The 24,666-nt window shown below is 66.1% G+C and carries 22 protein-coding genes; 14 read left to right on the top strand and 8 right to left on the bottom strand.

The genetic code is table 11. The features are described from left to right. Window positions 1–5: 5 nt before the first annotated feature. Together ACH47X_RS08060 and ACH47X_RS08055 are read right to left on the bottom strand one after the other, a co-directional pair. Window positions 6–710: a hypothetical protein gene (locus ACH47X_RS08060; RefSeq protein WP_397403102.1), complete on the bottom strand. Its 705-nt coding sequence runs from the start codon at window positions 708–710 to the stop codon at window positions 6–8. A 194-nt stretch (window positions 711–904) separates the two neighbouring features. Then, the gene (locus ACH47X_RS08055) at window positions 905–1,408 is read right to left on the bottom strand and encodes an HAD domain-containing protein (RefSeq protein WP_397403100.1); all 504 of its coding nucleotides are present in this window, start codon (window positions 1,406–1,408) and stop codon (window positions 905–907) included. 493 nt (window positions 1,409–1,901) lie between these two features. On the opposite strand from ACH47X_RS08055, the gene ACH47X_RS08050 reads away from it, so the two are divergent. From ACH47X_RS08050 to ACH47X_RS08010, 9 genes are all read left to right on the top strand, one after another. After that, a complete protein-coding gene (locus tag ACH47X_RS08050) occupies window positions 1,902–2,834 on the top strand; it encodes a hypothetical protein (protein WP_397403098.1) in 933 nt (310 codons plus the stop codon). Next, the gene (locus ACH47X_RS08045; protein WP_397403096.1) at window positions 2,827–3,966 is read left to right on the top strand and encodes a ParB N-terminal domain-containing protein; all 1,140 of its coding nucleotides are present in this window, start codon (window positions 2,827–2,829) and stop codon (window positions 3,964–3,966) included. Before ACH47X_RS08050 ends, ACH47X_RS08045 begins: the two co-directional genes overlap by 8 nt. A 140-nt stretch (window positions 3,967–4,106) precedes the next feature. After that, window positions 4,107–5,546, top strand: coding sequence for a DUF3375 domain-containing protein (locus ACH47X_RS08040; RefSeq protein ID WP_397403094.1), 1,440 nt, complete (start codon window positions 4,107–4,109; stop codon window positions 5,544–5,546). Next, window positions 5,543–6,136: a DUF4194 domain-containing protein gene (locus ACH47X_RS08035; RefSeq protein WP_171104406.1), complete on the top strand. Its 594-nt coding sequence runs from the start codon at window positions 5,543–5,545 to the stop codon at window positions 6,134–6,136. The genes ACH47X_RS08040 and ACH47X_RS08035 overlap by 4 nt, the downstream gene beginning before the upstream one ends. Next, window positions 6,129–9,509, top strand: a complete 3,381-nt coding sequence (locus ACH47X_RS08030; RefSeq protein WP_397403091.1) for an ATP-binding protein — start codon at window positions 6,129–6,131, stop codon at window positions 9,507–9,509. Before ACH47X_RS08035 ends, ACH47X_RS08030 begins: the two co-directional genes overlap by 8 nt. After that, a complete protein-coding gene (locus tag ACH47X_RS08025; RefSeq protein ID WP_397403089.1) occupies window positions 9,506–10,699 on the top strand; it encodes a Wadjet anti-phage system protein JetD domain-containing protein in 1,194 nt (397 codons plus the stop codon). Before ACH47X_RS08030 ends, ACH47X_RS08025 begins: the two co-directional genes overlap by 4 nt. Window positions 10,700–11,029: 330 nt before the next feature. Beyond that, the gene (locus ACH47X_RS08020; protein WP_397403087.1) at window positions 11,030–11,467 is read left to right on the top strand and encodes a hypothetical protein; all 438 of its coding nucleotides are present in this window, start codon (window positions 11,030–11,032) and stop codon (window positions 11,465–11,467) included. Then, window positions 11,464–12,699, top strand: a complete 1,236-nt coding sequence (locus ACH47X_RS08015; RefSeq protein WP_397403085.1) for a hypothetical protein — start codon at window positions 11,464–11,466, stop codon at window positions 12,697–12,699. The genes ACH47X_RS08020 and ACH47X_RS08015 overlap by 4 nt, the downstream gene beginning before the upstream one ends. 3 nt (window positions 12,700–12,702) lie before the next feature. After that, on the top strand, window positions 12,703–14,196 hold the full coding sequence (locus ACH47X_RS08010; RefSeq protein ID WP_397403083.1) for a hypothetical protein: 1,494 nt from the start codon (window positions 12,703–12,705) through the stop codon (window positions 14,194–14,196). Between the two features lie 83 nt (window positions 14,197–14,279). On the opposite strand, the gene ACH47X_RS08005 is transcribed toward ACH47X_RS08010, so the two are convergent. From ACH47X_RS08005 to ACH47X_RS07990, 4 genes are all read right to left on the bottom strand, one after another. Further along, window positions 14,280–15,263 (bottom strand): hypothetical protein, encoded by a 984-nt coding sequence (locus ACH47X_RS08005; RefSeq protein ID WP_397403081.1) that lies wholly within the window; start codon window positions 15,261–15,263, stop codon window positions 14,280–14,282. Window positions 15,264–15,347: 84 nt separating this feature from the next. Continuing rightward, complete coding sequence (locus ACH47X_RS08000; protein WP_397403079.1) at window positions 15,348–16,109, bottom strand: hypothetical protein; 762 nt, start codon at window positions 16,107–16,109, stop codon at window positions 15,348–15,350. Next, the gene (locus tag ACH47X_RS07995) at window positions 16,109–16,858 is read right to left on the bottom strand and encodes a hypothetical protein (protein ID WP_397403077.1); all 750 of its coding nucleotides are present in this window, start codon (window positions 16,856–16,858) and stop codon (window positions 16,109–16,111) included. The genes ACH47X_RS08000 and ACH47X_RS07995 overlap by 1 nt, the downstream gene beginning before the upstream one ends. 1 nt (window position 16,859) lies before the next feature. Further along, on the bottom strand, window positions 16,860–17,597 hold the full coding sequence (locus ACH47X_RS07990; RefSeq protein ID WP_397403075.1) for a hypothetical protein: 738 nt from the start codon (window positions 17,595–17,597) through the stop codon (window positions 16,860–16,862). 236 nt (window positions 17,598–17,833) lie between these two features. Between ACH47X_RS07990 and ACH47X_RS07985 the strand changes: the two genes are divergently transcribed. From ACH47X_RS07985 to ACH47X_RS07970, 4 genes are all read left to right on the top strand, one after another. Next, complete coding sequence (locus ACH47X_RS07985; protein WP_397403073.1) at window positions 17,834–18,160, top strand: hypothetical protein; 327 nt, start codon at window positions 17,834–17,836, stop codon at window positions 18,158–18,160. 524 nt (window positions 18,161–18,684) lie between these two features. Beyond that, the gene (locus ACH47X_RS07980) at window positions 18,685–19,197 is read left to right on the top strand and encodes a hypothetical protein (protein WP_397403071.1); all 513 of its coding nucleotides are present in this window, start codon (window positions 18,685–18,687) and stop codon (window positions 19,195–19,197) included. A gap of 180 nt (window positions 19,198–19,377) precedes the next feature. Further along, entirely contained in the window at window positions 19,378–21,426 is a 2,049-nt protein-coding gene (locus tag ACH47X_RS07975; protein ID WP_397403069.1) for an ATP-binding protein, read from the top strand. 219 nt (window positions 21,427–21,645) lie between these two features. Continuing rightward, window positions 21,646–21,801, top strand: a complete 156-nt coding sequence (locus tag ACH47X_RS07970) for a hypothetical protein (protein WP_397403067.1) — start codon at window positions 21,646–21,648, stop codon at window positions 21,799–21,801. A 268-nt stretch (window positions 21,802–22,069) separates the two neighbouring features. On the opposite strand, the gene ACH47X_RS07965 is transcribed toward ACH47X_RS07970, so the two are convergent. Together ACH47X_RS07965 and ACH47X_RS07960 are read right to left on the bottom strand one after the other, a co-directional pair. Continuing rightward, entirely contained in the window at window positions 22,070–22,702 is a 633-nt protein-coding gene (locus ACH47X_RS07965) for a hypothetical protein (RefSeq protein WP_397403065.1), read from the bottom strand. Next, window positions 22,695–23,285 carry an HNH endonuclease gene (locus ACH47X_RS07960; protein ID WP_397403063.1) on the bottom strand — a complete coding sequence of 197 codons (591 nt, stop codon included), beginning with the start codon at window positions 23,283–23,285 and terminating at the stop codon, window positions 22,695–22,697. The genes ACH47X_RS07965 and ACH47X_RS07960 overlap by 8 nt, the downstream gene beginning before the upstream one ends. A gap of 1,132 nt (window positions 23,286–24,417) precedes the next feature. On the opposite strand from ACH47X_RS07960, the gene ACH47X_RS07955 reads away from it, so the two are divergent. Then, entirely contained in the window at window positions 24,418–24,630 is a 213-nt protein-coding gene (locus tag ACH47X_RS07955) for a helix-turn-helix domain-containing protein (RefSeq protein WP_397403061.1), read from the top strand. Window positions 24,631–24,666 lie beyond the last annotated feature (36 nt).

The following is a 24,666-nucleotide window of genomic DNA, read 5'->3' as shown; positions in this document are numbered from 1 at the left end:
TCAGGTCACCCACGCCCACGACGGCGGTCAGGTGGGGTTCGACTGCCTTCGGGCCACTGCCAGTCAAGAGTCTCCAGCTGTGGGTGCGAGCGGACCTTCTCGATCAGGGCGCGAGATCCGGACACTCGGGTCGCGGTGAGGTCGTAGTCCGTCCACACGAACCAGGATCGGTCCGCGGGCCACCAGTTCGATGGGCTCAGACCGCGGAACAGGTCTTCATTTCGTGTCAGACTGCCGATGGCCGACAGCGTTCCCTCCAGGACGGTGAGCCTCTCGTACTCGTTGGCGGGCACCATCCCGTAGTAGGCGAAGCAGGCGACGTCAGGTCCGGAGACCTCACCCACGATGTCGAGCAATGCTGTCAATGACTCGCCATCGAAGGTGCCCTCCTCAATCTCTATGTCCGGCCAGTGAAGTTCCCTGATCAGGTACACGGCGTTCGGCGGCCATCCCCTTGCCTTCGACATTGTTGCCAGATCCTCGTCGGTGACGTCATGCCATCGGCGCCTGTGCCGTGGCCCTTCCTCGCGATCCGCGAGATCGATCGGAACCGTCAGATCGTGCAGGATCCACGTGTCGTCCTCCCAGCCTGAAGCGTCCATTCCACAGAGGTCTCCTTCCTCACGGACGTCCTGCGGGATCCACGCGAGCGCTGCCTGTGGGTCGGCTACCGGCCGGAATCCGTCGACCTCATCGGCGTCTTGCGTCATGACCGTCCTTCACCCTGCGAGTTCGCGTCATCGGTATCGGCGATGAGCCTATTGGCGGCAGTCAATGCCTGTGAAAGCGCGCCGTTTGCCTGGGGACGTCCAGCTCTCGTTCCGCAATCGGACCGCCCGCTGGAACCCGCAGATCCGCGAAACCGACGGAACATTCGATCCGGCCGACGGCGTAGCGCGGCCCGTCACGACTCCAGACCGAGCAGCCATGTCGCGATCTCGACGACGCCTTCGGCGGTCAGCCCGACAGACGATTCGACCTGGAACAGCAGCGCAGGCCCAGGATGCTCCCGTTCGACGAGCGAGCGGTCCGTCTCCGTGATGACGTCGTCGACCCACACGAACGGTCGGCCCGCCGCAACGCGGACCAGGGCGCGGGTCTTCCACCCAAGACCGTTCGGATCGCCCTCGCCATAAGCCGGCAGGTCCGCGACCAACAGCTCTGGTAGCCCGACCCGCGGCGCGATCACTTCGTTCGCGTCACTCATCCAGGCAGTCGCCCACACCAGGTCGCAGCCCAGACCCAGCAGGAGCGGACCAAGGGCCGGATCGATGAAGTCGAGCTCCGGGCGCGGCATGTCGGGGTCCTCGGGCTTACCGTCGCGAGGCTGAGGGAGCATCCCGGGCCCGCCGAACGGCAAGAGGGTCCCGTCGACGTCGAGGAACAACAGCGGGTGGGCAGCAGTCACGCATGCACGATAGCGGCCAGCGCCGGCGTGCCCCCGCCTTGCAGACGATAGGAGGCGGACGATGCGCACCGACGCGCACCGCCCGGGAGATGCAGCAGACCAGGATGCCAATCTCGAGCGACTGTGCCACGAAGCGGGCCCCACGACGACAAACAGGTGCGCGCTCCTGACCAGGGCGTACGCCCCGCACACCAACAGGTGTGCGCTCCTTGGGTGTGCGGAAAGTGCGCGCACGATCTGCATGATCGCGCCCATGAACACGAAGCCAAACGCTCCCTCGCCACATCCCACGTTGCACGGTGACCCACGCATGTCGTGCGGCCCGCGACCACCAGACACCGCGGCCAATCTGCACGAGTTGGGGGACATGGACGACCCGCGCATCGACCTGCGTGAACGCCATGTCCCCCAACCGCCTGGACTGCAGAATGCGCGCCCAGGGGGACGTCGCGTGGTACCTCGACGGGTACAGGTGCATGTCACGGTGCAGGACATGGACGCCACCGATCGCATGACGCCGCCCGGCCCGCTCGGCCAGCCGGCAGAGCCACGCAGATTCACTTCACCAGAAGGCCTGCGCCAACTCTTGCTTCGACTGCATGACGCAGGCCCCGACGTCTGGGCCACCGATCCGGAGGCAGAGGCCCTGCTTGAGCACTGCGCCCGCCGGTACGGAGCGCTGGCCCGCCGGTACCGGCAGACTCCGCACGACGCCGCGGTGGCCGCGTTCGAGGTGCTGCGTGCCGCGGCGACCGCGCGTGCCGTGGATCCGTGGGCGGTGGTGACCAGAGCGGTGGAACTGACCGTGCAGGCGAACGAGCGCGCAGACGCCCTGCTGTGCTCCACCGGCAAGGCCCGGCGCCTGATGTCCGGCGAGCACCATGACGTGGTCCGGTTCAGCGAGCGCGATGACGACGACCGCTCCTGGACGGACCATCTCGACGCGATCACTGATGCTCGGCGCCGGTCGTCGGACGACACTTCCGCCGACCCGAGTCCAGTCAACGGCGTCGCTCCCCGGGAGGTTCGGGTGGCCGTGGCGAACATCGTCGAGCTGCTCGTCGCGCTCGGCTGGCCCCGCGCCGTCGCCACGAACGGCCTGGACTACATCTGCTCCCGCCTGGTCGAGGCCGGCAACCCAGCCACCGCATTCGAGTACCTGCGGCGTGACCTGACGCCACTGACCCTGCTGGACATCCCGCACCGCTCGTGGACCGCCCTGTGCCGCATCGTCCTAGGACCCGACGATGGCCTCGGGCAGGTCTCCGGTCTCCTGCGCCGTGTCCTGTCCGGCGAACCGATCGCCACTCTGCTGACGGATAAGAAGCTCGTCAACCAGGTCGCCCATTCCTGGCTGCCGGGACGCGAGGCCATCACGCCCGCGACAGATCGATCGGGCATGACACGGGCGGCGCGCAATGCCTAACGAAGCCGACGCCCTCACCGCGGCGCTCACCGTGACAGTTGACTCGATCATCGTCGGGGCTCGCCATCGCAAGGACGCTGGCGACCTGGGTTCGCTCGCCGCGTCGATCGACCAGCTCGGGCTGCTGCAGCCAATCACCGTCACGCCGGACCGGGTGCTGGTGTGCGGGTGGCGGCGTCTGGAGGCCGTCAAGCGCCTGCGTTGGAAGTCGATCAGGGTCTGGGTGCGCTCCGGGATCTCCGACCCGGTCACAGCGCTGTTGGCCGAGCGCGACGAGAACACCCAACGCAAGGACTACACCCCGCTGGAGAAGGAAGCCCTCTACCGCGAGATCAAGGTGCTACTCCGCGAAGATGCCGAACGTCGTCAGGCCGAGACACGGTTCGGCGGGGCGCGGCGGAACGAGAACAAGAAGACAGGCGCGGTCGATGCCAGCGGTGGAGTCCACCGGACCTCACCGGGACGGCCTGAGGGCAAGACGGAGGCCGCGCGGGACCGGTCTGGACGGGGCAAGGTGCGGGAGCAGGCAGCGCTGGTCGTCACCGGCAGCAAGTCGCAGAACACGCTCGAACGCCTCAGCATGCTCGTCGACCTCACCCGCGACGCCACCCGGCCCGACCACATCCGGAGCCTCGCCACTGAGGCCCTGGCTCGGATCCAGGACGGGCACCCGGTATACCCCGAGTACGAGGCCGTCCGTGCGGCCCTCGCCGCCACCAATCCCGACCAGCAGACCATCGAGCCAGTGACCGCCGCCGACGTCCAAGAAGTCCTGGCTACGGTCAGGAAGAACGCGAATCGCCCTCACGCCTCAGGCAACGACGTGGGCACGGTCTCGGACCGCGAGAGTGCCCACCCCGCCAACAGGCTGCACTCCGCCCCGGCCAGCCTCCGCCAATGGGCTTCGATCTGGCCTGGCCTCAAGGGCTGGTCCGCCCGGTACGACCCCACGGTCATCGCTGCAAATGCGTCCGAGGCGGACTGGGCCACATTCCGCGAGGTTCTCGCGGAGACCAACGCGTTTGCTCGGCGAGCGATGGCCGCACGGAATGTGAACCGGCCGTCGTCCAACGCCGGCGGCGACCAGACACTTTTCGACGTCCCGAACCCAGTTCCAGACGAAAACGGATGACCGCGAGTGCCATGGCCCTGCGCGATCCCACGAGTCTCGGCTCCATCAAGGGGCTTCCCTGGCGGCCGTGCAGGATCCATCCGCACGGTCACCTGCTCGCGTAATACCACTGTCGGTGGCGCCGCCTACGCTGTCTCCCGATGGACCTTGACCTCGTCGATCAGCTCCGGGAGCGCCACCCCGCGTGGCGTCTGCTGCGCGCCCGCAACGCCCCTCTCATCCTGTCCTTCCTCGGCGCGCACTTCATCGACGCCAACCACGGCCCGACCCCAGCCGGCCACCTGACGGCGGCCCTGGACGACGTCCTGCTGGACCTGCACCGCACCGACCCCGACCGCTACCCCTCCGAACCCCAGGCCTACCTCGACGACTGGTCCGGCACCGAGTCCGGCTGGCTGCGGCGCTACTACCCAGCGGACTCGGAGGAGATCCACTACGACGCGACGCCCGCGCTCGAGCGGGCCTACCGGTGGGTCGAGGGCTTGCAGGCGCGGTCCTTCGTGGGCACCGAGTCACGCCTGCACACCCTGGTGGAGCTGTTGCGGCAGATCGTCCACGGCACGGAGGAGGACCCGGACGTCCGGCTAGCCGGGCTGCAGCGGCGCCGGGCGGAGATCGACGAGGAGATCGCACAGGTCAAGGCGGGCGATGTGGCGGTCATGGACGAGACCGCGGTCCGCGACCGGTACCAGCAGTTCTCTTCGACCGCTCGCGAGCTGCTGTCAGACTTCCGTGAGGTGGAGGAGAACTTCCGGGCCTTAGATCGGTCTGCGCGCGAGAAGATCGCGAGCTGGGACGGCGGCAAGGGCGGGCTGCTCGCCGAACTGGTCGGCAGCCGCACCGACATCGCCTCCTCCGACCAGGGGCGCAGCTTCCAGGCGTTCTACGACTTCCTGCTTAGCGAGGACCGCCAGGACGAGCTGGCCGGCCTCCTCGCCCAGGTGCAGGCGATTCCGAGGATCGGCGCCGACCAGCGGCTGCGCACCGTGCACCACGACTGGTCCGACGCCGCCGAGCGCACCCAGCAGACGGTTCGCAATCTGTCCGAGCAGCTGCGCAGGTTCCTCGAGGACCGTGTCTGGCTGGAGAATCGGCGTGTCCTCGACCTTGTCCGTTCCATCGAGGCGGCCGCGATCGCCGTCCGCTCATCGCCTCCGCCGGACGCCTCAGGGGTCGGCCTCGAGGTCGACCAGCCCGGTGTCGCTGTCGCGCTCCCGTTCGAACGACCCCTGTACGACACGGTCCCGGCGTCGGCAGTGGACAGCTTGATCGCGCCCGAGGAGCCCGATCCTGCCGAGATCGACGCCCTGCTGGAGCAGCGGTTCGTGGACACCGCACGGCTGGTCGACAACATCCTTGCCGTGGTGCCGCCGCGCAGCACCGCCGCCCTCAGCGACGTGGTGCTGATGTTCCCGGTCGAGCAGGGTGTCGCCGAGATCGTGGGCTATCTGTCGCTGGGTGACCAGGAGCAGGTGGCGGTCGATGTGGACGACACCGAGAAGATGGTCGTCGAGTACACCGACCCGGACGGTGTCGCGCGCCGGGTCACGATGCCGAAGGTGACGGTGACCCGCCGATGAGGACCCCGGAGGAGCAGGCGATCGGCACGGCCGTGATCGGCCTGATGCGCGGCGTCGTGTACCGCGAGTCGGACGAGACCAGGTGGGTGGCACTGGGGCGTCATGCGGGGCCGGTGCGGGACCACTTCGCGGCCATCGGCGTCGACGTGGTCATCGACGATGTGGAGGGTTACGCCTACCTGCGCGCACGGGAGGCGGAGGACGGCGAGGAGCCGCTCCCCCGCCTGGTCAACCGGCGTGCCCTGACCTACAACGTGAGCCTGCTGCTCGTGCTGCTGCGCAAACGCCTCGCCGAGTTCGAGGCGACTGGCGGCGAGGGGCGCCTGGTATTGAGCCGCGACCAGATCGTAGAGATGCTGCGGGTGTTCCTGGCTGAGTCGACCAACGAGGCGCGTGTCCTTGACCAGGCGGTGCGCACGATCGGCCAGGTCAGGGACCTGGGCTTCCTCCGCGAGCTGCGAGGCCAGACAGACCTGTGGGAGGTGCGCCGCGTCCTGAAGGCATATGTCGACGCATCGACCATGGGCGACTTCGACGCGAAGCTCACCGAGTACGCGAACGCCCAGACGGGAAGCGGGTCCGATGACTGACGCACTGTTCTCGGCGGTGGAGGTCGAGTCGACGGACAAGCTCACCGGCTACCGCCTGCAACGCATCGAGGTCTACAACTGGGGAACGTTCCACAAGCACGTGTGGTCGCTCTCGCCGGCGGGGCAGACGTCCCTGCTGACCGGCGACATCGGCAGCGGCAAGTCGACCCTGGTCGACGCCGTGACGACCCTGCTGCTGCCGGCCAACCGCATCGCGTACAACAAGGCGGCGGGGGCCGACAGCAAGGAGCGCACGCTGCGGTCGTACGTACTGGGCCACTACAAGTCGGAGCGCAATGAGACCACTGGTGCGTCGCGGCCCGTCGGCCTGCGCGATCACACGTCGTACTCGGTGATCCTGGGTGTCTTCGGCAACACCGGGTTCGACGAGACCGTGACGATCGCTCAGGTCTTCCACCAGCGGGACCGCACCGGTCAGCCCGACCGGTTCTTCGTCACCGCGCAGGCGGACCTCTCGGTCGACCCCGACTTCAGCGGTTTCGGCGCAGACCTAAAGGCCCTCAGGTCCCGACTGCGCGCGGCGGGTGCGCAGATCGACAACGGGTTCCCCGACTACTCCCGGCGAGTACGACGGCTGCTCGGGATCCGTTCGGAGCAGGCGATGGAGCTGTTCCACCAGACGGTCTCAATGAAGTCGGTGGGCAACCTCAACGAGTTCGTCCGCGGCCACATGCTGGAGCCTGCCGACGCCGCGAGCCGTGTGAGCGGCATGGTCGATCACTTCGAGAACCTCACGAAGGCGCACGAGGCCGTCCGCCGAGCGACCGACCAGCTCGCGGCTCTCGACCCGCTGATCGACTCCTGCGACCGCTACGAGGAGGCCGTCGAGCGGCACAGGTCCCACGTGCGCCAGCGGGACGCCGTCGCCCCCTACGTTGCCGAACGTGCTGCGACCATCCTCACGGCCACGCTTGACCGTGATCGCACCGCTCTGACCGCCCGCGAGGGCGAGCAGCGGGACCTGGAACGTGAGCGGCGGTCGCTCGCCCCGCAGCGGGACCGCCTCGTGGGCGAGCGGCAGAACGCGGGCGGTGACCGCCTCGGCGAGCTGGAGGAGGCGATCCCGAAGGCCAAGCAGATGCTCCAGGACCGCACCGTCCGTCGTCAGGCCTACGCGCTCCTGCTCGACCAGGCGAGCCTCAACGACGTCACGACGGCGGCGGACTTCGCGGGCCGCATGGTCGACGTCGCAGCCCGCCGCGAAGGGCTCAAGGACGAGCGTGACCGGATCGACGCTGACAGGCGGCCCCTGCTGGAGCGCCACTCCGAGATCAACCGCAGGGGCGCTGCGTTGCTCAAGGAGATCTCCGGGCTGGAGAGCCGGCGCAACAACCTTCCCGGCCGCCTGGTCGAGCTGCGCGAACGGCTGTGCACCGAGCTGGGCCTCGACGAGGCGGACCTGCCGTTCGCGGGCGAGCTCGTCGACGTGCGCGACCAGCACGCGCAGTGGCGCGGCGCCGCGGAGCGGGTCCTACGTGGTTTCGCGCAGAACCTCCTGGTGCCCCAGCGCCTGTATGAGGACGTGACCGGCTGGGTCAACGCCAACCACCTCGGCACCCGGCTGGTCTACCTGCGCGTCGCGGAGCGCCGGGTCCCCTCCCGGCCGGCGGACCGCGGGCCGGGGCTCCGCCTGTACGACGTCCTGGAGGTCGAGGACGGCGGCTTCGCCGGCTACCTGACGGCCGAGCTGGCGCACCGGGCCGACCACCGGTGCGTCGACGACGTCGGCCAGCTGCGCCGGGAGGACCGTGCCGTCACACGCGAGGGTCTGGTCAGGGATCGCGATCGGCACGAGAAGGACGACCGCACCCGCGCGGACGACCCCCGCACTTGGGTGCTCGGTCGCGGCAGCGAGCAGAAGATCAAGGCGCTCAACGCCGAGGCCCGCACGCTCCAGGGAGAGCTGACCGGCATCAACGGCCAGCTCACTGCGCTGGACACGCGGCGGAACGCCCTCGACGACAGCGCCGCCGCGCTCGCCGGCCTGGCCCAGTACACGACCTGGCGCGAGGTCGACGTGGACGAGGCCCGCGAGGCCCTGACGGCTCTCACCGGCGAGCGCGACCGTCTGGTGGCCGGTTCGTCACGGCTGACGGAGATCGACCGACAGCTCAGCGAGCTCGCCGAGCGGGAAGACAAGCTGACCCAGCGAATCGGCAGCGTCGGCGAGACGATCGGCGGCCTCAAGAGCGACGTCACGGCCGCGCAGCATCGCCTTGACCGGGAACTCGCCACCATCGACGCGCTCGACGAGGCCGCTCTCGCGGATGCCCGCGACTGCTACCCGTTGCTGGAGGAGCGGATGGGTCGCAAGGTGCCGGCCACGATCGACGAGTGCGACGCGACCGCCGCGACGCTCCCGCGCGCCATCAACGCGACCGTCGACGACGCACAGCGCCAGATGAACGGCTACGTGACCAGCATCCAGCAGCAAATGTCCGAGGTCCGGCGCCGGTGGCCCGAGGCGACCACCGAGATGGACGCCAACGTCGCGGCGATCGGCGAGTACCGGAGCCTGCGGGACCGGGTGCGCCGTGACGACCTGCCGCGGTTCGAGGCCGAGTTCAAGCACCAGCTCAACACCAACGCCGTCCGCGAGCTGACCCAGTTCTTCTCCTGGCTGCGCCGGCAGGCCGAGCAGATCGGCGACCGGGTGGAGCGGATCAACGAGGCGCTCTCGGCGATCGACTACAGCCCCGGCCGGATCGTGCGCCTGGTCGCGGAACCCACGCCGAACCAGGAGATCAAGCAGTTCCGGTTCGACCTGCGTGCCGCGACCACGAACGTGCTCAGCCCGGACGACGCGTACACGGAGCAGCGGTTCGAAGAGGTGCGCCGCATCATTGAACGGTTCCGCGGCCGGGAGAACCACGCCGACAGCGACAAGGCGTGGACGCGCCGGGTCACGGACGTGCGCAACTGGTTCACGTTCGCCGCCTCCGAGCAGGACCGGGAGACGGGCGCCGAGCACGAGCACTACACCGACTCCGACGGCAAGTCGGGAGGACAGAAGGAGAAGCTCGCCTACACGATCCTGGCCGCGTCGCTCGCCTACCAGTTCGGCCTGGAGTGGGGGGCCGAGGCCTCGCGCGACTTCCGCTTTGCCGTCATCGACGAGGCGTTCGGCCGTGGCTCGGACGCCTCGACCCGGTACGCGCTCGGGCTATTCGCCAAGCTCGGCCTCCAGCTCCTGATCGTGACCCCGCTGCAGAAGGTGCACGTGATCGAGCCGTACGTGCACTCGATCGGCTTCGTCGACAACCCGACGGGCGCCTCCTCCCGTGTGCACACCCTCACCATCGAGGAGTACCACGAGCGGCGGCGCGAGCACGCCGGGCAGGGCGGCGCGTGAGCGGCCGGGCGATGCGGCCGGCCAAGCGCTGGACGGCACCCTCGGACATCGCGACGAAGGTGCGGCGCCGGTGGGACGACGGCACCCTGTTGCGCGCCTTCGCGGCGGGCGACCCGTTCCCGGTGCTCGATGTCCCGGTCCACGGCCCGTCCGCCGCAGACCTCGGTGAGCGCTTCGACGAGGCGCGCGACTGGCTGGCGGCCTTGGACGCCGGCTCACGTGGCGGCCGGGCGTACGACCTGGTCAGCACGAGCGTCGGCGGCCGGGATCTCGGCCGCACCGAAGTTCCGGGACGCGCGGTGGTCACGTCGTTCGACCAGGCCTGGCGCCTGCTCGGCGTTCTCGACGACGTCGCGGCGTTCGGCCGCGTACTCACGACCGCCGACGCCCTCCTGCCCGACGCCGCCGTCCGCACCTGGGTGCTGGACAAGCCTCTGCGGGCCCTGGCACTGGAACCAGAGTGGCCGGCGATCACCGCCGCCTACCGGTGGCTACGGGACAACCGCGGCTCCGACAAGTACCTACGCCAGGTCGACGCGCCCGGCGTGGACACCAAGCTGGTCGAGCGGCACCGGGGCGTGCTCGCGGAGATGCTCGGTGTCAGCTCGCGCGCCGTCGCCTTCACCGCCGACCTCGGCCTGTCCGGCAAGCCCGCGATGGTCCGGCTGCGCTGCGTACCAGGATTGCTCGGTCTGCCCGACGTCGTGACGGATATGGCGCTGCGCCTGGATGAGGCCCGGCAACTCGCTCCCCGTGTCGTTACGCAGGCACTGATCGTGGAGAACGAGATCACCTATCTGAGTGTGCCGGTCCCCGCCGGCGGGCTGGTCCTATGGGGCAAGGGGTTCGACGTCGACCAGCCCGCCTCGCTCCCCTGGCTCCGGGACACCGACGTGACCTACTGGGGCGACCTCGACACACACGGGTTCGCGATCCTCGACCGCCTCCGCGCGTGGCTCCCGCAGGCGCGCTCGGTGCTGATGGACCGGGACACCCTCCTGGCCCACGAGGACCGCTGGGGACGAGAGGAGCGTCCGACGTCCGCGGCCCTCACGCGCCTGACCGACGCCGAGGCGGACGTCTACGCCGACCTCGTCAGCGACCGGTACGGGGCGCGCGTGCGGCTGGAGCAGGAGCGGATCGACTGGGCGTGGGCTTCCGGACGGTTGTCAGCTGAACACACCCTCTGAGACGAGAGCAGACGTCGAGGGTCGCGAAAGCGATCCCAACGCCACCAAGTTTGCGCCAACGCAACGACCAGTGTCACGCAATGCCTACAGCCGGTGTCGCGACCGAGGGTGAGTCGAGCAAAGGCCGCATGCGCCCTGGGCCTCCCACGCGCACGGCAGCAGTGCAACCCTCTGACCTGCAGGCGCAGGCTCGGTAGTTCGCCCGGGTGAACAACAGCCAGCGAGCACACACGACGGCGGAATCTCGACGAAGGTTGGCCAGTGGCTCATGCGCTGCCGCAGAAGGCGAGAGCGTAGGAGAGCCCAAGCCCGCGTCAGACGGAGGATGCAATGACGCACTGGCTCTATCCGGTGAACCGAGACTCCTGGGGATATAAGGCCTCGCCGACGATGTTCATGGCAGGCAAGAAGCACACCTATCCCTGGCGCCTGCCCAGGAAGCTGGAAATCACCACCGGTGACCTGATCTGGGTACGAGAGTCCATACACCCGGAGAATCCCGTGGCGAAGGTGGTCGGTGTAGGCGTAGTGCAAAGTGATGAGCCCGAACCTCATGGCGGCGCCTTTCGGTTCGACGTTCTCTTCGGTACCGACCTGTGCCGTCACCTGGCAGCCAACCCGTTCGCCCTGGTGGTCGACAGCATCCCGATGCGCGCGAGGAAGCTGAAGGACCAGGAGCAGGCCCAGCTTGCCCTGGCGCTCTTCGAGTTCACCGTGGCGGAGACGCGAACGCAGGCCAGCGGCAAGCGATCAGGGAGCCTCTGGTGAACCAGGAGATTCAGCTGATCAGCGACGGCGACGGCCTCGCTGTCATCGGGCACCCTGACGCCGTCGAACGGTTCCTCAGCGCCGAGGGTCTGCCGTCGAAGGATCTCGGACTGCAGCGGCTTGGGCCGAGCCTCAGCGCCGCGGCCGGCATCACGCAGGCAGGTTCCGAACTGGCAGCCAACTCCGGCCGCTGGGTGAAGCTGTCCAAGGAGTCGGCTCAGCTCGTCGACAAGTGGGGGCTTCGGACGAGCTCGAAGACCGGCCTGAGTTCTGGCGTGCTGAAGGGACCTAGCGGTCAGATCAAGGGGTTCGTCGAGTTCTCGACGAAGGGTCTGCTGACCAACCCGGCGGTGTTGGCAGGTGCCGCCGGGATCATGGCGCAGCTCGCAATGCAGCAGGCCATGGACGAGATCACTGACTATCTCGCCACGATCGACGCGAAGGTCGACGACGTCCTGCGCGCCCAGAAGGACGCAGTTCTGTCCGAGATGATCGGGGCGGACCTCGTGATCGAGGAAGCCATGACGATCCGCGAGCACGTAGGACGGGTTTCAGAGGTGACCTGGTCGAAGGTCCAGGCGACGTCGATGACGATCGCACAGACACAGGCCTATGCGTTGCGCCGGCTCGACGCCCTCGCGGAGAAGCTGGAGCGCAGGTCCTCCATCGGCGATCTTGCCGCGGCGTCGAAAGACGCCGAGTCTACGGTCACGGAGTGGCTCGCTGTTCTCGCTCGCTGCTTCCAGCTGCACGACGCGCTCGCGGTACTCGAGCTCGACCGTGTGCTGGACACGTCGCCGGAAGAGTTGGACCGTCATCGCGTCGCGCTGAAAGTGGCCCGCGGAAGACGCCTGGAACTCATCTCGCGCAGCACTGCACACCTCCTGACCCGCATCGACAGTGCGGCTGGCACGGCGAATACGAAGGTGCTCCTGCACCCTGCCTCGTCCAGGGCCGTGGTGCAGTCCAGCAACCAGGTGGTGACTGCCGTCGTCGACTTCCAGGGACGCCTCGGGATCGAGGACGAGCGACAGGCTCTGGAAGCGAGGCGATGGCTGGACGCCGTCACCGAGGTGAAGGACAAGGCTCTGGAAACAGGGGCCGAGGGTGTCGACGCCGCCAGGCGCATCGGCAACGGCACCCTCGACCGAGCGCGATCCGTGACCGGCAAGCTCTCAGGCGAGATCGCCACAAGAACTCTCCGCAGACGCGGGGACGAAGAGACGAGGTAACTGGTGACTAAGGCTGCCCAGCTCGCCGGATATCTGCTCGAGGAATTCATCGCCCACCTGCTGACAGCAAATGGGTACAGGCTCCTCGCTAGGGAGGACGATCCAGAGGTCCTCGAATGGCAAGGCAGCGGCCTCACCGTCAAGGGCCGAGGCGCCGTCCACCAGGCGGACGCACTTGGAGCGCTCGACATCACCATTCCGTTCTCACTGCCAGTGCGGCTGTTCGCCGAAGCGAAGAACACCACCTCGAAGATCGGCCTTGACGTCATACGCAACGCTCACGGCGTCGTACACGATGTCAACGAGTACGTCCGTATGACAGAGGGGGTCAGCCGGGCCGAGCACCTGCGGCGCGTTCAGTACCGCTACTCGCTCTTCTCGACCGGAGGCTTCACGACCGATGCCCAGAATTTCGCACTCGCACACCAGATCTCGCTGATCGACTTGTCCGGCCCGTCGTGGCGCGAGCTCGGCGAAACCCTCCGGACAGCCGCGCAGGAAATCCTCCTCGACGATTCGGAGGTGTCACTGGGTGCCGCGCGCATGGCCGTACGTCACGTCCTCGCGGTACGGAGTGCAGAGAGCGCCCGCGACCTCCGCCAGGTCGCCGCTCCCAGCACGCCACTTCTCGTATGGTGGGCCGAGGACACGGTCACGCGTGCGCTCCCCCATGACAACGTTCAAGAACTGTTTGTCGGGTTCGTAGATGCGCCGTTCGTCCTCGCTTTACGCGCCACGGATACCGAAGCGTTCCGCACGTACGCCGAGGCTGCGACCGGCCCCATACCTGTCGGAATCGGCTACGGCCACACCGGTCCGACAGGCGGCGAGTGGCTCATTTGGCCTTCGGACGAACCCGAAGCATTTACCCTGACTTTCCCGCTTCCCGGAATCCTCGAGCGTCTCCTTCTCACCGCTAACTCGGACGACGTCGCTCGGATGGCCTCCGACGCCAAGCAAGCGCTGATGCAGTCCATCACCATGTACGTCGACGGTCGGCCTGTACGCCTCAAGTACGAACGTCAGCGCCGGGCCATACCCGATCCCATCCCTGAAGACTCGACCTCGACAGACGCGCTCCGTCGAACTCTTCCGGTACCGGATGGCGTAGGCACCGAACGCTCGAGACCGCGGCCCCGGCGACGCCCTCGACCAACGGGGTGGACACGCAACACTGCCACCGATCTGATCGACCGGCTGCAGCAAGGCCAATACCTGGTCCAGCGTGGGGTGATCCGTCGAGCAGTGGCGAACGGCGGCCAGATCTCACGCGACGAGCTCTACGAAGTGGCTGGGTTCGATCCTGAGCGCTCTGTCAGAGGACTCGCGCGCTCGACCAACCGGATCACGGAGGCCCTCATCAACGAGGGACGCCTCGCCGTGGGCACACCACGGGCCTTGCGGCCGATCTATGGCACGAGCGGACGGGCCGAGGCCTACGAAGTTCCCAACGATCTGGTGCAGGCGCTGAACCTGTGGGCCGCTGGCCGGTCGTGACATAAGCGCGTCCCCCTTTTCGGGCGTGGGCCGATCACTGCCAGCGTCGGAGAACGCGCTCCAGCCAGGTGATGCGTCGGGTGCTACGCCTCTGTGTCGATCACGACCACGATCGCTGTGGGCGTTCCGGCGGCGTCGAGCTCGAGGTGCACGGCAAACTCACCGTCGCCAACCGATGTCATCGCCATCATGACGTCGGCGCCGCCGACCGAGATCGTGCCAACCTCGTGCTCGTCCGCGCGGACCTTCGCCATGACATGCCAGTGGTGCGAGTGCCGCCGGAAGTCGAAGTTGAACATCGCCTGCCCGCTCGATCGCCGTCGCGACTCCAGGTCGAGCGCCCGGTCCAGCGCGTCCTGGAACGGCAGGTCCACCCAGCCGTAGCCGACATCGCCCGGACCGGTCAGGCGCGGGGCGTCCAGCTCGACCGCGAGCTGCGCATCGTCCCGACCCCAGAACACGACGTCGGCCAGTCCATCAATCGGGTCCTCGTGCACCCACGAGCCGAGGGCATCGGCGTCGCCGATCACGAGGCGCGCCTGCTCGACGCGCAGGTAACCGAGCTCCCGGATCTGGGCGGTCGGTGCGGCGCCTAGCACGATGCGGATCTGTGTCCAGCCCCAATCACCGGCAGTCGCGGTCACGAGAAGCGGGCTGCTGGTGGAAATACCGCCGACGGGGAGCACGGGCACGCCGAAATTCAGGAAGGTGGGATCACCGTTGGCGATCGCGTACCGAACCCGCTCGCGATGCGGGACCTGGTCCGGCAAGACCTGAAGGCTGGCATCGAGACCCGCCTTCTTGGAATGCTCGGCAAACGCCTCGGTGATCTCCTCGACGCCCTGAGCCGGGATGTCATAGAGCCTGATCCCGGGCTGCCGGTCGAACGACCGTGCGGCCGCACTGGCATCGGGTCCGACGATCTCCATGTCCACAGCGGGACCCGGCCGCGCCGCGACGTCCTCGGGGCGACGGTCACCCGACCACAGGCTGAGGTAGCCACCATCGGTCAGCACGAGCTGTCCCGAGGGGCAGGTGATCTTCCCGAGTTCAACGACGTCAGCCATGTGCCGGGAGTCTAAGGCTCTCCTCGGCCGTCGTGGCGGGAGTGACCGATACCGCTCGGACCTGAGCCGGTGGGAACGTGTTTTCTATTCGATGAGCCAGTCAGCCGGGTAGCGACGACGAAACTCATCGGCCGCCTCATGGGTCCGTGCACTCATCAGAATTGTGGTCTCGTCGACCAGCACGATGACGCCATCGAACATCAGCCACCGCGCTCCGGTCTGGGTGCTCAGGTGCCCCGTGGGGAAGGGGGCGATGTCCAGCGACCTGCCACGTGCAGCGAGCTCGGCGAGGTCCTCAGGTCGTTCCAATTCCGTAGCCAGATCACCGACCGAGGGACGCATGCACGACTCGTAGACCAGCCATTGGACCACCGCTGCGGAGAACGTTTCGGTCCATGGCTCCCACGCCTCCTGAGACTTGTCCGCGAGGTCGCTACGCACGACGACGGGCGGGTCGTCGCGGTCCAGATGTTCCAGGAGGATGCCCCACCGGCAGACACCCTGGTTCTCGTGGCGGAGGATCAGCGCGCCTTCGTCGACGTACATCTGTCTCTGCACGACGGACAACAGCACGTCCTGGTTGCTGAACAGGTCATGACGACGGCCGAAATGCCGGTAGAACTCACGCACCGCCGGGGGCAGCCGAACACCGAGGTCGACCTCACGCGCCTCGGTCTGTTCCGCGGATACTCCGGATGTAGCGTCGAGCGGTTCTCCGAGCCAATACTCGGCGAACCGCGCCACAAACCGCCACGCTGACGAACGCTCTCCCGCGGCTTCTGAAACTTCGGAGATGAGGTCAAAGCGATCAGAATCATCAGTGCTCCCACCGAAGTAGTTCAGCATCACTCCACCCATCCTTCGTACGTGCGGAAGCGCTGCGCGGCTTCAGAAGCCTTGCCCTGAATCACGAACGAAGGGCAATTCTCGGAATGCTCTGGGTTGCCGCTCCATGTAGGGTGCACGACCGCAAGAGTCCCGTCATCGAGACGAGCCAGGACGTCGTCCGACGCCGCATGAAAGGCCTCGATCCCGGTGATCCTGCCGAACAGTGGATGTCTCCGCACCAGCTCACGTCTCAGCTCGGCCAGGACGGCGCTGCGGCGACTTTCGGTCACCGCATCCGACTCGCCGAACCCAGTCCACCGGGGCCAGATCATTGGGTCGCCAAGCTCGTCCGGCTGCTCTTCGAAGATCGCTAGCGGTTCGCCAGTGCTGCTGTCGCTTTCTGGGTGCCCAGGCCGCGCCAGCCATCGTGATCCAGGCAGGTCACCGAACCGCAGGTACGGTCCGTAGTTGGTATCGAGGACGCCGTGGAGCCCTTCGGTCACCGCCAGCACGAGTTGCCTAACGTCTTCGCGCACGCCGTACTCAAGCATCACCGCGTGCGCCTGCACGCTTGGCAGCGCCTGCTCAAGCACGCCTGCGTCGTACTCGGCAAGGACCGCATCGGTGGGATCGACACCGAACGACGCATCTCCCACGGTCAGTCGGTCAAAGACTGGCTCCGGTCGGTACTCTCCTGCCGCGCGAAGACGTTCAAGGATCACCATCTTCGTCTCGGCATCGGACAACAGGATCAGGGTCGGGCGCACCTCAGGCGCCCCCTAGAGGCTCGTCGGCCACGTCCCGTGTCCCGATCCCACGCCGGAAGCAGCTGACGACGACGTCGGCCTTTCCGGGCAGGTGAGCTGCGGCCCACGTCTCGAGCGTCGCGAGGAACCCCCGCAGGTCGCCTTCGATCGGGTCGAGCGCGACCCGCACCTCGTCGAGGCCCGCCGTGAACGCGACCTCCTCGGTCCGCTCGGTGTCGACGACAAGGCGGACGTCGTCCCCGTTGAACTGGACCGCAGGCCATGGACCGTGCCCGAGCCAGGGGTCACCCGCGCCGTCGGCCACGCACTGGACAAGGTCGAAGCGGCTCGACAGGTCGCTGCAGCACCCGGGCAGCAGCACGGTTCCCGTCGTCGAATCGGTGATCCGGACGCCGCCGAACAGGATCGAGCCGTCGGCACCTGGGTCGTCGAATGCATGGTTCGCGTTCAGGAACGACCACACCACCGATCCGATCTCCTCGACGGTCAGATCGGCTTGCAGCCTCGCGTGCCCGAACCCTGCGGTTCTGGTCGTAGGCCAGCCGTCGAAGCCAGCATGATCAGACAGTTCGATGACGGCGTCGGCGATAAGCACGTCCCGGACGGTACCTAGCCGCACCTTGTACCTCCGAGTCCGTGGTCGACAACCTCGCGAGTTCAGACAGGCTCGCTGGATCATGTTCCCAGAAGCGTCGTCGATGAACGACGATGTCCCGGCGTCGGTGCCGGTAGCTGTCACGCCTGTGACCGCGTGCGATCGCGCCACACCCGCCCCGGAGGTCAGGTAAGGGTGATGCCCGCTGAAACTCGTCTCGTGCGCCGTGTCACTGGGCATGGCTGTTCCACACCTTCCTGTGGCAGGAGACCCCAAACCAGGGGGGCCTGTGACGGCAGAGGAACAAGGTCGGCTGTCACACGCGACACGAACTGCGCCGTTACCTGAAGAGACGGGAAGCAGACGGGTGAGGGGAACGTGTGGACACGGAACACTGGGTACCGATTTCGCTGGCAGCAGCAGGAGTGGCGGCCGCCATGACCAAGCGGTTGGACGCCCTTCTGGACGCCATTGCCCACCGCATCCGAAGGCGTACCGAAACCACCAGCTACGTGCGGGAAACTGAAGCTGGCTCCAAGGCGGCGCTCACACTGGGCTGGGCAGAGGCTGGAACGGATACGGGGAAGCGTGAGCAGATCATCACGTTCCTGAGCCTGTACGGGCAGGCGCCCGGAACAGAAGCCACGCCGCTGCACTGCGCGCTCGACAAGAACGGAAAAACTCCTCCATCACCCGAGACACCGTGAACCGACAGCAAGTCGCGCGCCGCGAGCTCGCTCCCCACTCTCCCCGCTGCAGTGGGTCGTCGGGCTTACTGACAGCTTGGCCGGGCTGTCGGTGGTCGCCAGTACGGTTCACCGCGCCGGCCAGTTCGCCTGACGTCGGCAACTTGGTCTCAGCCACGGAGGGGAAGTATGTCGTCAGGGACGATCTGGTCGGAGTTCAAGGATGCGCTACCGCATTTCGAGAGGTTGTTCGGGGTCTCATGGGAGCGGGTCCTTGCCGGGATCGTTTACAGCCTCGCCAGCGGCTGGTTCTGGTGGGCGATGCTCACACCGACCCGCCCACGGACCCCCTCGACGGCTTGACCCGACTTCTTGAGGCGCTGGGGATCACGCCTCCGGGATGGATCAGTGACGCCGCCTCTTGGATGAGTCATCCGGAACGTGCGGGTTTGGTCGTCGCCCTCGCGGTTAGTGCAGGCCTGGCCGCGACCATCTAGGCCGGGACGCACAGCTCCGGGTCACAGATCGCGTGCGTAGTTCTCGCCGTGGCCGCTGTCCAGGGCGGAGGCAGGACCGTCCTCTACATCACGCTGGTGACGGCATTGACCCTGGTGGCGCTGTCTCTACTGCTGGCCGCAGCACAGCACTACTCCGGTCATTCCGCAGGCGAGCGTCCTTTAGAGGGTGCGCTCGGTCACCACACAGCGTTCACGTCCATCGCTGGAGGGCTCATCTCATCGTTCCCCTTCTGGTTGATCGTGCTCACACCGTTTGCCGTCGTCGCTATCGCACTCATGGCGCTTCGCGCGGATCGTGCCGTCGACGAGGCCGAAGAACTGTCCGGGAGCGCACTGCGCCAGCTTCAGACTGGCTCGGCCGCGGACCAGCGAGCCGCCGCGCAGGCACTGATCATTGCTGGCGCCCTGCTGTCAGAGCCACACGACCATGAGGCCCGACAGAGCATGGCCCGCATGCTTCGATTGGCGTACGACGGGCCGACCGGCGCGATCTCGACACGCTTCCCGCCGAGCGTTCCGCTTGACGGTGGCCTGGACTAGTCGATGACGAATCGTGCCAGGTGGCCGCTGCCGTTGACCCATCTTGATCGAGCTGTCGAACATCAGCCCGGCGCGTCCGAATCTCACCCCACGCTTTCGCTCGAGGTGGGCGCGGCGTCTCCGTCCTTCGCCCTACCCGTCGATAGGGTCTCGCGGTATCCGATCGAGGCGGAGGCAAATGTGGCCCTGACGACATCTCTGAACGGCCGTGTCCGGAACACGAGCCTTCCGAAGAGTCACGCTCTGCTTCCCGTCCTCGAGGCGGTCGTCAACAGCATCCAGGCCATCGATGCTCGTTTCGGCGAGAACGTCGAGCAGGGCCGTTTGAGCGTAAGGATCCGGCGCAGCGCGCAGGGCGAGTTGGACCTCGGGCAGATCGGACCGGGGCGGGTCCCGATGAAGCCGATCGTCGGCTTCGACATCGAGGACAACGGGGTCGGCTTCACACCGGAGAACATGGTCTCTTTCGAGACGCTCGACAGCGAGCACAAAGCCGCTATGGGGTGCCGCGGTGTGGGCCGCCTCCTTTGGCTCAAGGCATTCGAGCGAGTCACCGTCAGCAGCGCCTACAAGGAGGACGACGGCATCCTTCGCGGCCGTCAGTTCCGGTTCTCAATCGACCGCGAGGTCGAACCAGACCAGGAGCCCTCCGACGTTTCCGACGCGGGAACGCTCGTGAGCCTGGACGGGTTCAAGAAGCCCTTCCAACGGTCAGCACCGAAGTCAGTCGAGCCGATCGCCCGCGAGATCCTTGAGCACTGCATCTGGTACTTCCTGCGCGCAGGCGGCGCACCGAGAGTGACCGTTATCGACGACGAGGACGCCGAGACCGTCTCGCTGGAAAAGCTGATGGACGAGATCCTGCTCTCCAAGATGGACACCACCACGGTCAGCATCAAGGGACAGCAGTTCAACATGGTGAGCCTCCGCCTCAAACCCTCGACGCGCAACGCGATCCCCCGGCTGTACTGGTGCGCCGCGAACCGAGTGGTCGTGGAAGAGAACCTCACGGGCAAGATCCCCGGCCTGAACGGCAGACTCAAGGACGCGGACGCCACGGAGTTCGCCTACGCCTGCTATGTGTCCTCCGGCTACCTCAATACAAATGTCCGTGCGGACCGAACAGCCTTCGATCTTCCCGAACGGACTCTGGACACAGCGGCCGTCGAGGATCTCTCGCTGGACGAGATCCGCGCCGGAGTGCTCGACGAGGTCGAGAAACTTCTCGACGGACCACTCAAGGCCGCCCGTGAAGAGGGCAAGGCCCGTGTCAACGACTTCGTGGCAAGGCGCGCTCCTAGGTACCGTCCAGTCCTAGCCCGGCTCGAGGAGCTCGGAGTGACGGTCGACCCGTCCGTCAAGGACCAGGAACTCGAACTGCTCCTACACCGCAACTTGCAGAAGCTCGAAGCCGGTGCGATCCAAGAGGGCCAAGCACTACTCGCCGAGGACGGATTCGCACGGCCGGAAGACTACGACGAACGGCTGTCCCGCTACCTGGAGACAGTCACTGAGATCAACCAGTCAGACCTGGCGGGATACGTCGCACGACGCCGGACGATCCTTGATGCCCTGAGCCGCACGATCCGGCTCGACGAGCAGGGCAAGTACAGTCGGGAGGACAAGGTTCACGAGCTGCTGTTTCCGATGCGCAAGGATTCGAATGAGGTGGGCAGTGACGCCTCGAACCTCTGGATCATCGACGAACGCCTTGCTTTCCACGACTACCTCGCCTCGGACAAGCCGCTCAAGACCATGCCTATCACGGACTCCGATTCGGCCACGGAGCCCGACATCCTCCTCACGCGTATCGCGCCCGGCCCGGTCCTAGCTGCTGAGGGTGATCGGGTCCCACTTGCCTCGATCGTCGTGGTCGAGCTGAAGCGGCCGATGCGCAATGACGTGTCCGAGGACAAGGACCCAATCCAGCAGTCCCTCAACTACGTTAAGCGAGTGCGCGCTGGCGGGATCAAGACTGCATCAGGGCGCCAGATCCCGGCGAGTCCGCAACCACCGGCCTTCTGCTACATCGTCGCAGACCTCACTTCGACGATGATCGAAAGGTGCGAGAACGCGAACCTGCGCCCCATGCACGACGGCACGGGCTACTTTGGCTTCAACGACGCCGCCAAGGCGTACATCGAGGTCATAAGTTTCGACCGACTGGTCAGCGACGCATTCCAACGGAATCGGGCGTTCTTCGACAAGCTCGGCCTACCCTCCAGTTAGCTGACGCCCGGCAACATCACAGGTAGCGCCATCGCCAGGCTGGAGATCGTGCATGGCTCGTGTCCAGATCTAGGGCCTCCGACCGAGGTCGCAGACAGGCTCGCGTGGTGCTCGAGTGGACGCGATCGACTGGAACGGTTAGGACGGGGCCAATGGCTTCGCGGGCGATGCGGCCGACATCTTGCGGCCTCTCGCGCCGTCAGAGGTTGAGGTCGCTCGATGAGTTCTCTCCTCGACCTGCCCCCAGCGGCGGTGCCGTTCATGGTGAACCTGGCGTTCGAACGATTTCAAGGGCAGGAATTGCCATTGCGTCACAAGACTGCAATCTTCGTTGTGATCGGTCATCCTGGGGCCAACATTGGCCACTTGAATTGAACAACATACAAGGGTTTAGCCCCGGACCGAGCAAAGAAACCCGATCCTTCAAGTTCCGTAGGCGTCATCGCCGTGACGTCAAGCAGATACTCCCCCGTGCAATGAGACATTCTCTCGCGGAATCTATCCAGGCATGACCGATGGCGGTAGACTGCCAAGAGGTCAATATCCGCAGGCGTGCTGGAGAGCAAGACCGACCCAAACACATAAACATCGATACACGGCAACAAGATTGCGTTACGTGCAATGAGCGCCAAGGTCGCAGCAATCATTGGCGCAACATGCTTAAAACCGCTCCCCATTTGATAACTGGTATACCAGCGCGATCACCAACTTCGATGGCCTCGCTGGTGGGGTCACTATTCGGATTCGTAGCGGCGTAAACATCGAACTCACCGTACCGACCTATCGCGCTGCGGACAGAATCTGCTGTTGGCTGGTACTCGGAGCCGATATAGAGCACGAGCGGCTTTAATCCTCGGCGGTCCACGAAAACTCGACGATCGTCAAGCAACCGCGTGGCCAGGACTTGATGATGTTGGCTCAATCCGCGAAGAATGAAATCGAGTTCCCGATTTACGTAATCACCGGGATTCTGGTATCGGAGAGCACGCATTGCGTCCCCCACTCCACCCCAACCGACTCCCCGCTCCTCGCAGTAAGAGATCGCATCGCCCATAAATCGCCCTGTCTTAGGCGTGTTCATCATGAAGTCAAACGGGCCGATCTCGTCTGCCAGTTCGGCAGCCAGCGTGGCCGTCACGTCAGGTGTGGTTAGCACTCCTAGACGCACTGCTGGAAGCTCGCGACGCGTGAGCGTTATCAATGAGCCATTAAACTCAACATGATCGACGTAGTCGAGTTGCTCAAACGTCTGCCGCAGCCATTCGTAACTAGGCAAAGATGTCATCCATTCCCGTGGGGTACCGCCGCGAGACAATCCCCTCGACTCCGTGGACATGCCGGTCTTCAAGGTCTTGTATGTGTGTCCGATACTGCTCGACGACAATCCTCTCTGAAGGAGTTAGGATGTCTCGATTGCAGTCGAGAACCCTCAATATTGCTCTATGGTTTGGAATGATTGTGCCTAGAAGGCCCCTGCGCCACATCCGAGCCATCTCGCTCTCAGGGTCAAAACGATAGTCGTTTTCGGGGCCATATTGCTCATGTATCACGCGATTCTGAATCAGTCTCGGCTCGATGGCCGATCGAGCCTTATCGCGCGATGTGAACGACGCCACACCGATCGCTGTCTCTAGTGTCGTTAAGCGCAAGTTCTTCCATTGCCTAAGATCTTCGACTGGGAAGTCGTCCGGCGCCTTGTCGATCATCTTGTGGCAATTCGCGCAGAGCAGAATGAGGTTGCTCCACGCCGCTCGCTCATGATCTTGGACGGTCGCATCGCCCCTGGGCCCGCCTGCACTGGCGGCAATTATGTGGGCGGCTTCGGCGAAGTGTACGTCACCGCCGGCTTCCAGCTCCACGAACAATGACTTTAGGCATCCCGGATTCTGGCAATAGCCAGCCGAATCCGACCAGAGTCGATATCTCGTCGCGAGTGTTGGATCGGCGGCACCCCGGTTGCACGTCACGTGCCAATTCTGCCATGCCCAATTGCCTCCGTTGAGTGGTGACGATGCATGAACTACTCTGAGAAAGGGTGAACTTCGCACGTCCAATACGCAGCGGCCCAGGTGGGCGTCTAGTCGGAGAGCGTTATATGAGGCGGCGGTCGAGACCCTCGGCTAGGCGTCCAACCACGCCGCGCCCGCCCTCCGCCGGCGCAGCGGATCGACGGCATCGCACCCGCGCAGGAATCAGTCGAGATCCGTCGCCGGCTCGCCGAGACCAGCCCGAACGGCACACCGCCGACCTTGCCAGGTCCTTCCGGCAGGCCGCCACCGCACGCCGCGACGCGGGCCATACCACCCAGGCCAGCCACGCTTACCGCAAGGCCATCACCATCGAACGCGACCTGGTCAGCCAACACCCCAATCACAACACGTTCACCGCGCTGGCAGAAATCCCGGGCAGGTCTGGCCCGCATGCAACTGGCGTCCGGGCATCCGACGACGCCCTCGCCCGGCCCACGAAGCGGCACGACTCATCGACTGGCACACCAGCGACACCCGGCCCGAGAACCTGCTGCCCGCAGCACGATCGCTCGCCACCGTGCTGCACACCATCGCCGACGTCCTGGACGCCAACGGGCATCACGCTCAAGCCCGAGCCCGAGCCCGCAGAAGCGAAATCGCCACACGCACCGGCCCGTGTCTGCTCCCGTCAGCCACTGCCCAGATGCCACCTGGCGACGGGGACTAGGAAGACCCGGCCAAAGTCCGCAAATCCTCCTGACCTGGCACGTGCCTGCCGATGGCTCGCCCTGAACGCCACCAGTAACTGGTTCTGGGACGCGTAGGAGCCCTCCCAAGTCGCTCTGGCCTGCATCGGTCCCGACCTGGAACACGGGGCCGTCATCGCGGCAACCGATAGCGGTTGAAACGGTCCACGGTACCGCCGAGCCAGCCACGCGTGTGACTGCGATCTCGCGCGCCACGGCGCCGGAGTTCGCCGCACACCTGTGGCATAGAGCCGGAACTTCCGAAAGGAGCCGTCATGTCGCGCACCAACCCAGCAGCCGCCCACCCCACCCGCCTCGTCCCGCTGGCCGACGCCGCCGAGTACTTTCACGTGTCCGTTAAGACGCTGCGTCGCCGAATCGCAGATGGCACCATCGCGGGCTACCGAGTCGGCCGGCTCATCCGGGTCGACCTCGATGAACTGACACAGAACCTTGTGGTCACGATCCCGTCGGCACGTTCCGTGTGAGCCCCGGGTCGCTGGGAGCGGCGCACAACTTCCAAC

Source organism: Promicromonospora kroppenstedtii (assembly GCF_044389675.1).
Classification (GTDB): domain Bacteria; phylum Actinomycetota; class Actinomycetes; order Actinomycetales; family Cellulomonadaceae; genus Promicromonospora; species Promicromonospora kroppenstedtii.
Note: the sequence above shows the minus strand (reverse complement) of the source record. Positions and strands in the feature narration are given on the sequence as shown.

What these genes read in the sequence shown, in the direction of transcription:
- ACH47X_RS08005 (WP_397403081.1), bottom strand. Translation starts at nt 15,263, where the DNA reads ATGGCTGACGTCGTTGAACTCGGGAAGATCACCTGCCCCTCGGGACAG.
- ACH47X_RS08000 (WP_397403079.1), bottom strand. Translation starts at nt 16,109, where the DNA reads ATGCTGAACTACTTCGGTGGGAGCACTGATGATTCTGATCGCTTTGAC.
- ACH47X_RS07970 (WP_397403067.1), top strand. Translation starts at nt 21,646, where the DNA reads ATGAGTTCTCTCCTCGACCTGCCCCCAGCGGCGGTGCCGTTCATGGTG.
- ACH47X_RS08060 (WP_397403102.1), bottom strand. Translation starts at nt 710, where the DNA reads ATGACGCAAGACGCCGATGAGGTCGACGGATTCCGGCCGGTAGCCGAC.
- ACH47X_RS08030 (WP_397403091.1), top strand. Translation starts at nt 6,129, where the DNA reads ATGACTGACGCACTGTTCTCGGCGGTGGAGGTCGAGTCGACGGACAAG.
- ACH47X_RS08040 (WP_397403094.1), top strand. Translation starts at nt 4,107, where the DNA reads ATGGACCTTGACCTCGTCGATCAGCTCCGGGAGCGCCACCCCGCGTGG.
- ACH47X_RS08045 (WP_397403096.1), top strand. Translation starts at nt 2,827, where the DNA reads ATGCCTAACGAAGCCGACGCCCTCACCGCGGCGCTCACCGTGACAGTT.
- ACH47X_RS08035 (WP_171104406.1), top strand. Translation starts at nt 5,543, where the DNA reads ATGAGGACCCCGGAGGAGCAGGCGATCGGCACGGCCGTGATCGGCCTG.
- ACH47X_RS07955 (WP_397403061.1), top strand. Translation starts at nt 24,418, where the DNA reads ATGTCGCGCACCAACCCAGCAGCCGCCCACCCCACCCGCCTCGTCCCG.
- ACH47X_RS08020 (WP_397403087.1), top strand. Translation starts at nt 11,030, where the DNA reads ATGACGCACTGGCTCTATCCGGTGAACCGAGACTCCTGGGGATATAAG.
- ACH47X_RS08050 (WP_397403098.1), top strand. Translation starts at nt 1,902, where the DNA reads ATGGACGCCACCGATCGCATGACGCCGCCCGGCCCGCTCGGCCAGCCG.